General features: G+C 60.9%; 13 protein-coding genes. 4 read left to right on the top strand and 9 right to left on the bottom strand.

Going from position 1 to position 13,777, the window contains the following annotated elements; all coding sequences use genetic code 11:
• Nucleotides 1-32 precede the first annotated feature (32 nt).
• The 3 genes from ugpA to AC5YUO_RS15550 are packed head-to-tail and all read left to right on the top strand — an operon-like array spanning nucleotide 33 to nucleotide 2,834.
• Nucleotides 33-914, top strand: coding sequence for a sn-glycerol-3-phosphate ABC transporter permease UgpA (ugpA, locus tag AC5YUO_RS15540; protein WP_496155848.1), 882 nt, complete (start codon nucleotides 33-35; stop codon nucleotides 912-914).
• 10 nt (nucleotides 915-924) lie between these two features.
• The gene (gene ugpE / locus AC5YUO_RS15545) at nucleotides 925-1,773 is read left to right on the top strand and encodes a sn-glycerol-3-phosphate ABC transporter permease UgpE (RefSeq protein WP_496155849.1); all 849 of its coding nucleotides are present in this window, start codon (nucleotides 925-927) and stop codon (nucleotides 1,771-1,773) included.
• Nucleotides 1,773-2,834 carry a sn-glycerol-3-phosphate import ATP-binding protein UgpC gene (locus AC5YUO_RS15550; RefSeq protein WP_496155850.1) on the top strand — a complete coding sequence of 354 codons (1,062 nt, stop codon included), beginning with the start codon at nucleotides 1,773-1,775 and terminating at the stop codon, nucleotides 2,832-2,834. The genes ugpE and AC5YUO_RS15550 overlap by 1 nt, the downstream gene beginning before the upstream one ends.
• 73 nt (nucleotides 2,835-2,907) lie before the next feature.
• On the opposite strand, the gene AC5YUO_RS15555 is transcribed toward AC5YUO_RS15550, so the two are convergent.
• The 6 genes from AC5YUO_RS15555 to odc2 form a co-directional block, all read right to left on the bottom strand.
• On the bottom strand, nucleotides 2,908-3,351 hold the full coding sequence (locus tag AC5YUO_RS15555; RefSeq protein WP_496155851.1) for a glyoxalase superfamily protein: 444 nt from the start codon (nucleotides 3,349-3,351) through the stop codon (nucleotides 2,908-2,910).
• Nucleotides 3,352-3,559: 208 nt separating this feature from the next.
• Complete coding sequence (locus tag AC5YUO_RS15560) at nucleotides 3,560-4,258, bottom strand: OmpW/AlkL family protein (protein ID WP_496155852.1); 699 nt, start codon at nucleotides 4,256-4,258, stop codon at nucleotides 3,560-3,562.
• 309 nt (nucleotides 4,259-4,567) lie between these two features.
• Nucleotides 4,568-5,863, bottom strand: coding sequence for an MFS transporter (locus AC5YUO_RS15565; protein WP_496155853.1), 1,296 nt, complete (start codon nucleotides 5,861-5,863; stop codon nucleotides 4,568-4,570).
• 88 nt (nucleotides 5,864-5,951) lie between these two features.
• Nucleotides 5,952-6,353: a MarR family winged helix-turn-helix transcriptional regulator gene (locus tag AC5YUO_RS15570; protein ID WP_020813347.1), complete on the bottom strand. Its 402-nt coding sequence runs from the start codon at nucleotides 6,351-6,353 to the stop codon at nucleotides 5,952-5,954.
• Nucleotides 6,354-6,500: 147 nt separating this feature from the next.
• Nucleotides 6,501-7,070 (bottom strand): GNAT family N-acetyltransferase, encoded by a 570-nt coding sequence (locus tag AC5YUO_RS15575; RefSeq protein WP_496155854.1) that lies wholly within the window; start codon nucleotides 7,068-7,070, stop codon nucleotides 6,501-6,503.
• Nucleotides 7,071-7,320: 250 nt separating this feature from the next.
• Nucleotides 7,321-8,454 carry an ornithine/lysine decarboxylase gene (gene odc2, locus AC5YUO_RS15580; RefSeq protein WP_400812626.1) on the bottom strand — a complete coding sequence of 378 codons (1,134 nt, stop codon included), beginning with the start codon at nucleotides 8,452-8,454 and terminating at the stop codon, nucleotides 7,321-7,323.
• Nucleotides 8,455-8,992: 538 nt separating this feature from the next.
• On the opposite strand from odc2, the gene AC5YUO_RS15585 reads away from it, so the two are divergent.
• Nucleotides 8,993-9,886 carry a LysR family transcriptional regulator gene (locus AC5YUO_RS15585; protein WP_496155855.1) on the top strand — a complete coding sequence of 298 codons (894 nt, stop codon included), beginning with the start codon at nucleotides 8,993-8,995 and terminating at the stop codon, nucleotides 9,884-9,886.
• A 253-nt stretch (nucleotides 9,887-10,139) separates the two neighbouring features.
• On the opposite strand, the gene AC5YUO_RS15590 is transcribed toward AC5YUO_RS15585, so the two are convergent.
• From AC5YUO_RS15590 to AC5YUO_RS15600, 3 genes are all read right to left on the bottom strand, one after another.
• Entirely contained in the window at nucleotides 10,140-11,093 is a 954-nt protein-coding gene (locus AC5YUO_RS15590) for a substrate-binding domain-containing protein (protein ID WP_496155857.1), read from the bottom strand.
• A gap of 72 nt (nucleotides 11,094-11,165) precedes the next feature.
• Nucleotides 11,166-12,167, bottom strand: a complete 1,002-nt coding sequence (locus AC5YUO_RS15595; protein ID WP_496155858.1) for an ABC transporter permease — start codon at nucleotides 12,165-12,167, stop codon at nucleotides 11,166-11,168.
• A gap of 50 nt (nucleotides 12,168-12,217) precedes the next feature.
• Nucleotides 12,218-13,741 (bottom strand): sugar ABC transporter ATP-binding protein, encoded by a 1,524-nt coding sequence (locus tag AC5YUO_RS15600; RefSeq protein WP_496155859.1) that lies wholly within the window; start codon nucleotides 13,739-13,741, stop codon nucleotides 12,218-12,220.
• Between the last annotated feature and the right edge of the window lie 36 nt (nucleotides 13,742-13,777).

Raw genomic sequence — 13,777 nt, forward strand, 5'->3', positions numbered from 1 at the left:
GGGCGGCATTTCCATGTCATCAGGAGATCGCCGTGCAAAGCGTCGTATTCCCCAACAAGATCCTGCCCTATCTGCTGGTCGCCCCGCAGATCATCCTGACGGTGATCTTTTTCTTCTGGCCGGCGAGCCAGGCGCTCTACCAGTCGACCATGCGCGAAGACGCCTTCGGGCTGAGCAGCAATTTTGTCGGGCTGGCCAATTTTTCCGCCGTGCTGTCGGACGAGAGCTATCTTAACTCGCTGCAGGTCACCGTCATCTTCAGCATGCTAACCGCGCTCGTCTCCATGGGGCTGGCGCTGCTTCTGGCGACGGCGGCCGACCGCGTGGTGCGCGGCAAGGGTTTTTACCGCACCATGATGATCATGCCCTATGCCGTCGCCCCTGCGGTGGCCGGCATGTTGTGGCTCTTCATGTTCAACCCGGCCATGGGCACTTTCTCCTACATCCTGCGCCGCAACGGCATCATGTGGGACCCGCTGCTCAACGGCGATCAGGCCATGCTGCTCGTCGTCGCGGCTGCTGCGTGGAAGCAGATCAGCTATAATTTCCTGTTCTTTGTCGCAGGCTTGCAGGCAATTCCGAAATCATTGCTGGAAGCGGCGTCCATTGACGGCGCGCGCGGTTCGCGGCGCTTCTGGACCATCGTTTTTCCGCTGCTGGCGCCCACCACCTTCTTCCTTCTGGTCGTCAACACGGTCTACGCCTTCTTCGATACATTCGGCATCATCCATGCCGTCACCGGCGGCGGCCCCGCCAAGGCGACGGAAACGCTGGTCTACAAGGTCTATAATGATGGCTTCGTGAACCTGAACCTCGGCTCTTCCGCCGCGCAGTCCGTGATCCTGATGGTGATCGTCATTGCGCTCACCGCCTTCCAGTTCCGCTTCGTCGAGAAGCGCGTGCATTACGGCTGAGGATTTCACAATGATTGAAAATCGCCCGGTCGCCCGCATGGTCGCCCATCTGATGCTCATTCTCGGCATCATCATCGTGGCCTTCCCGATCTATTACACCTTCGTCGCTTCTTCCATGACGTCGACGGATATCATCCGCCCGCCCATGTCGCTTTTGCCCGGCGACCATCTGAGCGCCAATTACACCGAGGCCATGGTCGGCGGCGTCGAAAGAGTGGTCGGCGTCAGCCTCGAGCGGCTGCTGTTCAACAGCTTCGTCGTTGCGCTCGCCATCGCCATCGGCAAGATCGTCATTTCGTTCCTGTCGGCCTTTGCCATCGTCTTCTTCCGCTTTCCCTTCCGCATGGGCTTTTTCTGGATGATCTTCATCACGCTCATGCTGCCGGTGGAAGTGCGCATCCTGCCCACCTACAAGGTCATCGTCGATCTGGGCCTGATCGACACCTATGCGGGACTGACACTGCCGCTGATGGCCTCTGCGACCGCGACCTTCCTGTTCCGGCAGTTCTTCCTGACCATTCCCGGCGAGTTGGTCGAGGCGGCGCGCATCGACAATGCCGGGCCGTTCCGCTTCATGCGGGATATTCTGCTGCCGCTGTCGAGAACAAATATCGCCGCCCTTTTCGTGATCCTGTTCATCTATGGCTGGACCCAATATCTCTGGCCGCTGCTCGTCACCAACGATGCCAAGATGAACACGATCATCATCGGCCTCAAGCGCATGGTGGATTTCACCGACGCTTCGACGCCCTGGAATTATGTGATGGTGACGGCGATCCTCGCCATCATCCCCCCCGTTATCGTTGTGGTGCTGATGCAGCGCTGGTTCGTCAAAGGTTTGGTGGAGACCGAAAAGTAATGGCAAAAATTGCGCTGAAAGACGTCCGCAAGATCTATGGCGGCAATGTCGAGGCCATCAAGGGCGTATCGATGGAGATCGCCGATGGCGAAATGATCGTGCTGGTCGGCCCCTCCGGCTGCGGAAAATCCACCCTGCTGCGCATGATCGCCGGGCTGGAAAGCATTTCGGGCGGCCAGATCGTCATCGGCGACCGTGTCGTCAACGATCTCGAACCCTCCGACCGCGACATCGCCATGGTGTTCCAGAACTACGCGCTTTATCCGCATATGACGGTGCGGCAAAACCTTGCCTATGGCCTGAAGAACCGCAACACGCCGAAGGACGAGATCGAACGGCGCATCACCGAGGCGGCCAAGGCGCTGGAAATCGAGCAGTTCCTGGAGCGCAAGCCGCGCCAGCTTTCCGGCGGCCAGCGCCAGCGTGTGGCCATGGGCCGCGCCATCGTGCGCAAGCCGGCAGCCTTCCTGTTCGACGAGCCGCTCTCCAACCTCGACGCCAAGCTGCGCGTGCAGATGCGGGTGGAAATCCGCCGCCTGCAGCGCTCGCTCGCCACGACAAGCGTTTATGTCACCCATGACCAGATGGAGGCCATGACGCTGGCGGACCGGCTGGTGGTGCTGAATTCCGGCCGCATCGAGCAGATGGGCACGCCGATCGAGCTTTACGAAAAGCCGGCCACCACCTTCGTCGCCACCTTCATCGGCTCGCCTTCCATGAACCTGCTGAGCCATGGCGCGACATCCGCAAACGGCTCTTCCGGCTGGTCGGTACAGGGAACCACGGCGCTGCCGCAGGGCGTCGCCACACTCGGCATCCGTCCTGAAGACATCACGCTCGCTGACGAAGCCCCGGCGGATGCCGCCTTCAGCGGCACCGTGCAGGTCGACGCCGTGGAACTGGTGGGTGCAGAAAGTTACGTGCACGGCTCCTTCGCCGACGGCACCACCATCGTCTTCCGCGTTCACGGCCGCTCGCAATTGCGCATCGGCGAGACGCTGAAGATCGCTGCGCAGGCAAAGGATTTCCACCTGTTCGATTCGGCAGGCAAGCGGATCTGAGACGTCGCAGACCGTGATCGGCACCCGCCTCCCGGCGGGTGTCCGTTCATTTCTGAAAGCTTATCCGGCTATTTCACCACACCAGCTCCACCTGCGGCCGGCCATTGGAGGTTTTCTCCACGGTGCGGCCGGATGCATCGATGTTGCAGTGGACGCGCTGGCGGAAAGCGGAAAAGCTTTCGAAAGTCACGACGTCAACGGGATCATCGAGATGCAGGGTCAGCCGGTAACGCTCAGGGTCGCCACCGAGCGACTGAACGCCGAGCACGGAGGCCATGAAAGGCTGCCCGAGATAAAAACCTTCGACCCTTGAACCCAGAAGATAGGGGTTGAAGGCGGGCCGGTTGCCGGCCGCTGCGTGCAGGGTATTCCAGTCGCGAAAGCCATATTGCGCGGCGATGAGTTCCAGCGCCTTTGAGTGGGTGATTGTCTGCCCCTGTTCCTCAAGTGCGGTGCGCAGGCGTTTTGCCTGCTCTTTCAGCCCCTCAAGCGCGGGAAGCGGTTTGGACACGTTCATAACGGTTCTCCAACATTGACATGCCGAATTTTCCGAAGGGGGTCCGCGTTGCCATCGACGACATGCAAAACATGGGGATGACCGTTATTTTGAAAAGAGCTTCACCAGGGGCATAAATGCCTGCGGACGGCCGGGGCTCTCTGCCCGTGGCCGTCCCTATAGCCCAGAAAGCGCCGCCCGTCAAAGGCGGCGCAGCATCACGCCTCGGTCAGAAGCGATAGGTGATACCCGCGCCGATCAGCCACGGATCGAGCTTGGCCTTGCCGCTGATCGGCGTGCCGCCGAGTTCCGCCGTCCAGTCGGTCTTCAGGAAGATCTTCTTGACGTCGAAGTTCACGCCCCAATGCTCGTCCAGCATATAATCGAAACCGACCTGCACGGCTGCACCGACCTTGTTCTTGACGTCGAGATTGCTGAAGCCGGGCTGTTCCGACTGGTTGTAGAACATCGAATAGTTCACGCCCGCACCGATATACGGCTTGAAAGCGCCGAAATCGGTGAAGTGATATTGCAGCGTCAGCGTCGGCGGCAGCAGCCACGTCTTGCCGACCGGCGTGCCGGCCAGCACACCCTCGCCATTGATCTTGGCATAGGTGGTGCCGAGGATAAGCTCCGCGGCGAAGTTTTCGGTGAAGAAATAGGTGATGTCGAGTTCCGGGATCACCGTATCCGAATAGGAAAGGCCCGCACCCGGAACACCGTCGACGCTGCCGCTGTCATGGGTGATGACGCCGAGGCCGCGCACGCGCAGCATCCATGGGCTTGCCGCCGCAATCGCCTCTTCGGCGGTCGGCGCCGGCGCTGCCTGGGCCAGATCGGCGGCCATGGCATTGGTGGATACCAGCATGGCCGCAACACCAACCGCGACACTGGCAAGCAAGGCGGTTTTTTTGTTTCTGTTCGTCATTCCATCTCTCCTATAGCGCACCGCAGCCGGGCAAGTCCCCGGAACCGGCTGATGACGGCGGGCTTTCGCGAATCTTCGCCTGCCGCAACCGCTTGGAAGCGACTATGACGAAGGCAGAGGCGGGCCGATTGAGATGGATCAAACCGGGACGTCGATCGCGTATTGAGGCGATTAACCGGCAGGCAATGTGACAATTACGCAACAAATGCCGGTCAGCGATCGAGGGGCGAGGCTCACGGCGTCCGGCAAATGCCGGGAAAAGACGAAAAAGGCCTGCATCTGCAGGCCTCCTTCCGGTGCATCACCCTATCACACGGTCTGGGGCGTCAGAGTTGCGGAACCGGGCTTGCGCAGGAGGAGAACCGAGACGGCCGCGATCATGCACATCAAACCGGCAATCTGGAGCGCGGGCATATAGGTGTCGAAGTCACTCTTGAAGAACCCGGCGCCGAAGGCGGCGGTGGCGGCCCCCAGCTGATGGCCGGCAAACACCCAGCCGAAAACCAGACCGGCCTTTTCCCGGCCGAAATTCTCGGCGGCAAGCTTCACCGTCGGCGGCACGGTCGCCACCCAGTCCAGCCCGTAGAAGACGGCGAAAACCGAAAGCTCCACGAAGCTGAACCCCGAGAATGAGAGATAGAGCAAGGACAGGCCGCGCAGACCGTAGAACCAGAACAGCAGGAAGCGATTGTCGAAACGGTCGGAAAGCCAGCCGGCAAAGATCGTACCGAAGAAATCGAAAATGCCGATGACCGCGAGCGTGCCCGCCGCTGTCACCGCAGCCATGCCGAAATCGCCGCAGATTGAAATCCAGTGTGTCTGGATGAGGCCATTGGTCGAAAGCCCGCAGACGAAAAATGTGCCGAAAAGCACCCAGAAGACCGGATTGCCCGATACGCTCTTCAGGGTCACCAGCGGCGATACGAGCGTGGCGAGAAGATTGTGATCCTGCCTGGGCGGCTGTGCCACTGCGGTCTCGCCATAGGCCGGCAGGCCGACATCGGCAGGGTGGTCACGCATCAGCAACAGGACAAGGATCATGGCGGCAGCAATCACCGCAACCGAGAGGGTCAAGGCAGTGCGCCAGCCATAGGCTTCCGTCAGCGCCGCCAGCAGCGGCAGGAAAACCAGCTGGCCGGTGGCATTGCTCGCCGTCATGAGGCCGATCACCAGTCCGCGACGCTTGGAAAACCAGCGTGTCGCCACGGTGGCGCCCAATACCAGCGCGGTCATGCCGGTGCCGACGCCAATCACCACGCCCCAGAGCAGCAGCAATTGCCATACCTCGGTCATGAAGAAGGAGGCGACGATGCCGCCCATGATCAGGGCAAGCGCGGTGGACACCACCTGCCGGACACCGAAATGATTCATGAAGGCGGCGGCGAAAGGTCCAAGCAGGCCAAAGAGCACCAGCCTGACGGCCATTGCGGAGGAAATATCGGCAATGTCCCAGCCGAATTCCTGATGCAGCGGCTGGATCATCACCCCCGCAGATCCCATCGCACCGGCGGTGGCGAGCATGGTCAGGAAGGTGGTTGCGGCAACGAGCCAGCCATAATGCAGATTTCTGCCGGCCATCCAGCTGGCGAGGCGTGTGGAGAGCATGTTCAAATTCCCTTTCCAGCGGCCGCGGCCGATATTTTACGGGTATATACCCTATATTACGGGCAGATACCCGCTTATGGTTCGAAAATTACAGGGCTGCGAGCAGTTCCTGCAATTGTGCCGTTTTTTCGGGCCCGAGCCGGGCCTCGATTTCATCCTGCACCCCATCCCAGAGCGGCGCGCCCGCCTTCAGGATCGCATGGCCTTCCTTCGTCACGGTCAGCATCGCTTCCCGCTGATCCTCGCCGTGGCCGATCGCCACCAGACCCATGCGCGCCAGCACCTTGGCGTTGCGGCCGACGGTGGAACGATCCAGCTCCACCCGCGCGGCGAGATCGGTGAGCGAGACCGGCGCAGTGCGATTGATATTCCGCAACAGGCTGAACTGACCGATGTTCACGCCAAGCGGCGCCAGGGCTTCGTCATAATAAGACGAAACCTTGCGGGATGCTTTGCGCAACAGGATGCAGTGGCAACTATCGTTTGGCATTTGTCTCGGGTATATACCCGTAAATTTTCGCACGCAAGAGGCGCCCCGAGAAATTATCGGCGGGCAACGGCCGACCCCAAGGCCATATAGCAGAAACAATAAACCCCGGCTTTGTGCCGGGGTTTGATATCAGCAGTGACACCCGTCTCAGGCAGAGAGCCTGCGGCCGCTTGCGACCAGCAGGCCGGCAGCGCCTTCCAGCCAGCCGGCTTTCAGCTCCAGCGCCAGAAAACGGCTGCGCTCGAACGGGCCGGGCATGATGAGATGCTGGGCCTTGTCGGCGAAAAAGCCGAAACGCTCGTAATAGGAGGCGTCGCCGACCAGAAGAATGGCGCCGTGGCCGCGTCTGGTGGCTTCGGCAATGGCGGCGCGCATCAGCGCCGAGCCGATGCCCTTGCCCTCATGGGCGGCATCGACGGCCAGCGGGCCGAGCAGCAGCGCTTCGACGGCACGGCCTTCGCGCGAGATACCGGCTTCGACATTCCACAGGCGCACGGTGCCGATGACATGACCGTCTTCGTCCCGGGCAACCAGCGCCAGCCCTTCGGCCGGAACACGGCCGGCGCGCAGCTTTTCGGAAGACTTGCGGCGGCGGCCAGCACCCATGGCGCGGTCAAGCAAGTTCTCACGGGCGACGACATCGCCCGGATTTTCCTGATCGACATGAAATGTCTGCGGCGTGAAAAATGCCCGTACCGAATTCAGAAGAGCGGCCATCTCTCGGCCCTCCGTCACACAACCGCCCACACGCGGCCCTTGATAAAAATTGGTGAACCGTTCCGGCCCGCCGACACGCTTTCCTCGGCTGGAAGAGGTGCAGCAAGCAGGGATTTGCGCAACAGCACAATCGGCAGGGCCGGAACGGAAGCTTGGTCGAGACGCCGCCCTGTTCAGCGGACGGCGTTCGGATTTTTTGACCTGCGCATCGGGTTTTCCGAAAACCGCGTTACGCTTTTCGGCCCGATGCTTAGATGACGTAAGCCTTCAGCGGCTCGAAGCCATTGAAAGCAACCGCCGAATAGGTCGTCGTATAGGCGCCCGTGCCTTCGATCAGAACTTCGTCGCCGATGGTCAGAGAGACCGGCAGCGGATACATGTTCTTTTCATACAGCACGTCGGCGCTGTCGCAGGTCGGACCAGCCAGAACGCAGGGCTCCATCTCGTCCTGATCGCGCTCGGTGCGGATCGGGTAACGGATCGCCTCGTCCATCGTTTCGGCGAGACCGCCGAACTTGCCGATGTCGAGGAACACCCAGCGGTGGTTGTCATTGTCGGACTTGCGCGAGACAAGAACGACTTCCGCCTTGATGACGCCGGCATTGCCGACCATGCCGCGGCCCGGCTCGATGATCGTCTTCGGGATCTGGTTGCCGAAGTGCTTGCGCAGCGCCGTGTCGATCGCCTGGCCGTATTCTTCGGCAGCCGGAACGTCGCGCAGGTACTTGGTCGGGAAACCGCCGCCCATATTGACCATCTGCAGGTGGATGCCCTGCTTGGCAAGCGATGCGAAGACGCGCTTGGCGTCAGCCAGCGCCGCATCCCATGCGTCGAGGTTCATCATCTGCGAACCGACATGGAAGGACACGCCATAGGACTCAAGGCCGAGCTGATGGGCATAGACCAGAACGTCGACAGCCATCTGCGGCACGCAGCCGAACTTGCGCGACAGCGGCCATTCCGCACCTTCGCCATCCGTCAGCACGCGGCAGAAGACGCGCGCGCCGGGAGCGGCACGGGCAACCTTCTCGACTTCCTCATGGCTGTCCACGGCGAAGAGATCGATGCCAAGCGCATAAGCGCGTGCAACATCGCGTTCCTTCTTGATGGTGTTGCCGAAGGAGATACGGTCAGCCGTTGCACCTGCGTCGAGCGCCATCTGGATTTCAGCCACGGAGGCGCAATCGAAGTTGGAGCCGAGCGAAGCGAGCAGCTTCAGGATTTCGGGAGCCGGGTTTGCCTTCACGGCGTAGTAGATCGCGCTGTTCGGCAGGGAATGCCGGAACGCGTTGAAATTGTCGCGCACGACGTCGAGATCAACCACGAGGCAAGGGCCTTCGGGACGTCGGGTCTTGATGAAGTCGAGAATGCGTGCAGTCGTCATCGATATATTCCCTATAAAACCGGCTCCGGAAAAATCCGGAGGACAAAGGACGCTCGAGATATGCATTCGAATCAGCCGGTGGAGGCGCAGAATCGATAGCATACGCTCAAGGCGCGAATGTGAACGACGCCCTGCCAGAGCATCATTCGGCTTTGTCTGCCATCGATTGGAGGGATTGACCCGACCGCACTTCAGGCAATGATGGTGTGCCTCTTCAGTACCCCGGCTGATGGAGAGCCGGCAGAGAACCAGAAAGGCCCGCACCGTCGTTGCTTTCATATGTCCTCGCATTTCCCGGTTGGCCGGAATAGCGACTGGAGGGGTTAGTTCCAGGTACCTTACCTAAATCCTCACCACATCGAGGACTCGGCGGACACACATGGGCACGTGCGACTTTGGGCAGCCCGTGAAATAAGAATATTCGCAGTCATAATCAAGAGGATTTTTTCACCAAATAGCGGATTTTTTCGGCAGCTATTTTGGGGTTGAACAGTCTTTCTTCAGCGTTCAATTATATGGAACGAACCGGAGGATTTTCATGGACACGCTGACCCGCATCCGCGCCTTTATCGATGTTGTCGAAGCGGAGGGTTTTTCCGCCGCCGCGCGCAAGACGGGGCGTTCCAAGGCGCTTCTGTCCAAATATGTGCGGGAATTGGAGGACGATCTCGGCGCGCTGCTCCTCAACCGCACCACCCGGCAGTTTTCGCTGACGGAGGCCGGGCACACCTACTACCGCACCGCCTCCGACATTTTGAAGGAGATCGACAACCTCGCCGATCTGGTACGCGAAAAGAACGCCGATCTGAAAGGAAAGCTCAGGATTTCCGTTCCCCGCACCTTCATCGATGCCGAGGTCGGCCAGAGCCTCATCGATTTCGCCAAGGAAAATCCGGAACTGTCGCTGGAAATCGTCGCGGAAGACCGATTCGTCGACCTGATCGAGGAAGGTTTCGATCTCGCGGTTCGAATCACCCGGCTGGAAGATTCAGGCCTCATCGCCCGCAAGCTTTCCGATTTCCGGGTCTATGCGGTGGCAACGGCGGATTTCGTGGCGCAGCACGGGCCGCTCGACGGGCCGCAGGATTTCTCCCGCGTTCCTTTCATCATCGACACCAATACGCGTTTCCACAATACCGTGCGCTATCTCGAACCGGATGGTGGCTCGAATTCGGTGACCATCAGCGGGCCGATCGAGGTCAACAGCCCGCAGGCCACGCTACGCGCCGCCCGCGCCGGCCTCGGCATCGCCATGGTACCTGACTTCATCGCCCGACCCTATATCCAGTCCGGCGAACTGGTGACGCTGTTCGATGATTATATTTCCAAGGACAGGGGTATTTATGCGGTCTATCCGCATCGCCGTTACCTGCCCGCCAAGGTGCGCAGCTTCGTGGATTATCTTTCGGCGTGGTTCAGGAAGAACGGGTGAAGAGTGGAGAGCCGAATGGCTCTCACCGAGCGCCCCTCCGTCATGCCGGACTTGATCCGGTATCCAGCCACGGCGCGTCTGCGCCGTGAGACGAGTCTTCAGCGATCAAGGACTGGATCGCGCTGGACCCCGGATCAAGTCCGGGGCGACGGTGTACGGATGCAGCGGCCTCATTAAAACCTGATCTCTGCAAGTTTTTCCACCCGCCTAAACGCCCACCTTCCAGCGGGCGTCGCATGGCCGGAACCCTCTATCAGAACGGCGAATCCGGGAAGTAGAACTGCTCGGCATTGTCCTTGGTGATCAGGGTCGCGTCGAGAATATAATTCCCGGCAACCGGCACCTGATCGTAGAAATGCCCGGCCGTCAGCTGCATGGCGGTCGCCACCATTGCCGGCGGATAGAGCACGTCGACCGGCACCAGCTTGTCGCCATCCATGACCTTCTTGATCATGTCCTTGGAGCCCGCGCCCGCGACGATATACTGGATATCGGTCCGTTTCGCCTGCTGAATGGCTTCCAGCACGCCGATCGCCATGTCGTCATCCTGACACCAGACCACGTCGATCTTCTTGTATTTGGTCAGGTAATCCTGCATCACGCGGAAGGCGTCGTCGCGGTTCCAGTTGCCATATTGGCGGTCGAGAACCTTGACGCTGGAACCGGCGATGCCCTTGTCGAAACCATCCTGACGCTGCTGGTCGATCGGGATCGGCAGGCCGCGAATGACCACGACTTCGGCGTCAGGCGTTGTCTTCTTGATATATTCGCCCGCCACCTGGCCAAGTGCGGGGTTATTGCCGGCGACATAGAGATCGCGGATCGAATTGTCGTTGACGCTCGGCGCGCGGTCGACCAGCGCGACGAAGGTGCCCTTGTCCTTGATCTCCTTGATGGCGTTTACCAGCGGGTCGGGATCGGACGGCAGCACGACGAGCGCATCGAGCCCCTGCACGGCAAGATCCTGCAGCGCGTTGGCCTGATTGGCGGCATCCGGCGATGTCTTGACGATGACGTTGAGCCCCGGATGTTCCTGCATCAGAAGCTTCGCCACGCGCTCGGCATGGTAGACGACGCCCGCCGTCCAGCCATGGTCGGCCGCCGGAATGGATACGCCGATGGTGACCTTCTTGTCCTGCGCATGCACTGAACCAGCAAGCACCGCAGCGAGCGCGGCAAAGGCCACGCCGATGAATTTTCTACGCATAGTCTCTTTCCTCCCAGGAAAGGGGCGTTACTCCTCCGACCGCGCCTGCCCCACATAACGCGGCGTGACTGCTTACCGGCGGCTCAAAGAGCGCTGCACCAGCATGGCGATGATGATGATGGCCCCCTGAATGGCGCCGATCAGATATTCGCTGACGAAATTCGACAGGATCATGATGTTGCCGACGATCTCCAGAATGAAGGCGCCGCAGATCGTGCCCCAGATGCGCCCTACCCCGCCCCGCAGCGCCGTGCCGCCGACGACGACGGCCGTGATGGCCTGCAGCTCCCACAACATGCCTGTCGTGGCCGAGGTGGAGGCAAGACGCGGCACGTAAAGCAGCACCGCAACGGCAACACAGAGCCCCTGCACCACATAAGCGATGGTGCGCACCCGGGCGACGGAAATACCGGAATATCGTGCGACATCCTCACTGGAGCCGACGGCGGTCAGATGCCGGCCATAACGGGTGCGGTAAAGCACGAAGGCGGCGATGGCCGCGGTGACGAAGATGACGATGACAGGCACCGGCACGCCGAAGACATTGCCGAAATAGACCGGGCGATAAAGCGTCTGGATGTCCGGGTTGCGCAGCGTGATCGCGCCGCCCTGCGACAGCCATGTGGTCAAACCGCGATAGATACCCATGGTGCCGAGCGTGGCGATAAAGGGCTCGATGCGGCCGATGGTGGTGATGAGACCGTTCGTCAGTCCGCAGGCCGCGCCGATGGCGAGCGCCAGCGCCATGGCGGCAAGCAGCATCAGAAGCGGACTGGCAATGACGCCGCTGTTCATGAACAGGATCATCAGGCTGGCGACGAAGGCCACCATGGCGCCTACGGATAGATCGAGCCCGCCTGATGTGATGACATAGGTGGCGCCAAGCGCGATGATGGCGATGAAGGCGCTGCGGGTGATGACATTCAACAGATTGTCGATGCCGATGAAGTTGGGATTGGCGATGGTGCCGAGAACCAGCAGCAGGGCCAGCGCCACGAAAGGCGCGACGGCGCGCAGATCCCAGTCCTTCGAGGTCTTTGGCGTTTTGCCGTTATCAAATGCGGCCTCAGTCATGTTTCCCCTCGGTTTCTTTTGTCAGGCCATATTCCCCGGGACACGGGTGCTCAGGCGGGCTCCTGCGTATGCACACCCGTCGCCAGCGCCACAATGTCGTTTTCGGTCATGCGCTCGCCCGCCACCTCACCGACGATCCTGCCCGAACGCATCACCAGAATGCGGTCGCAGATGCCGATCAGTTCAGGCATTTCCGAGGACACCACGATGATCGAACGCCCCTCATCCGCGAGCCTGGCGATAAAGCGGTAGATCTGTTCCTTGGTGCCGATGTCGATGCCGCGCGTCGGCTCGTCGATGATGACGATGGACGGATCGAGCAGCATCATCTTGGCGAGCAGCAGCTTCTGCTGGTTGCCACCGGAAAGCTGGCCCGCCAGCAGATCCTTGCGACCGGTGCGGATATCGAAGTCGCGCACCGCATCGTCGAGCGCCGCCGTTTCGCGGCGGGTATCGATCTGGAACAGCCGGCTGAATTTTTTGAGCGAGGCGAGCGTGAGATTGACACGCAAATCCTTGGCGAGCAGCAAACCCTTGCCCTTGCGGTCCTCGCTCAGATAGACGATGCCGGCCTTCAGGCTGTCTTCCGCCTTTGCGAAATGCACCGGCCTGCCGTGATGCCGCACCGTTCCCCGCCCGGCACGCAGGCCGAGTATGCCTTCCATGAGTTCCGTTCTGCCCGCGCCGACCAGACCGGCGAAACCGAGGATTTCGCCCCTGCGCAGGCTGAAGCCGGCATCCTCGGCATAAGCCGGAACGGTAAAATGCTCCACCTGCAGCACCGGCTCGTGCTCTCCGCCGGCGGCTCGGTCCGGATAGAGCTTGGCCACATCGCGCCCGACCATCAGCCGTGCCATATCGGCAGGCTCCAGCGCCGACGCCGGATGGGAGGCGACCAGCCTGCCGTCACGCAGAACCGTCACGCGGTCGGCAATCTCCTTCACTTCAGGCAGACGGTGCGAAATGTAAATAACGGCCACGCCCTTGGCCCTGATATCGCGAATGACGTTCAGCAGCGCGTCCGTTTCGATGGGTGTCAGGCTCGCCGTCGGTTCATCGAAAATGACCACACGATGTGGCACGAGCAGAACGCGGGCGATCTGCACCAGCTGTCGCTGGGCAATCGACAGGCTGCCGACAATGGCGTCCGGATCGATCGTCCCGCCGAGATCGGCAATCGCCTTGCGGGCGCCGGCGCGCATGGCACGGTCGTCCACCATTGCGCCCCTGCGCACTTCACGGCCGAGATAAATGTTCTGCGCCACCGTCAGATCCGGGGCCAGCAATATTTCCTGATGCACGAGAACGATGCCGCGATGTTCGGCATCCACCGGGCCGCTGAGCGCAACGGCTTCGCCATCGATGCGGATTTCGCCGCCCGACGGTTTTTCATTGCCGGCCAACAGCTTCATCAGCGTCGACTTGCCGGCCCCGTTCTCGCCGATGATGGCGTGAACCTCGCCGGCGCGCACCGCGATCTCAATATCCTTGAGAACCTGTACCGGCCCGAAAGACTTCGACAGCCCGACCGTCCGGATCAGGGCGTGGTCTGGAGATTCGTCAGCAAGAGCCATGGGCCGTCACCGGTATCCCGCGAGAACGGACGGCGC

This window comes from Agrobacterium sp. LEGMi-208b (assembly GCF_059511785.1).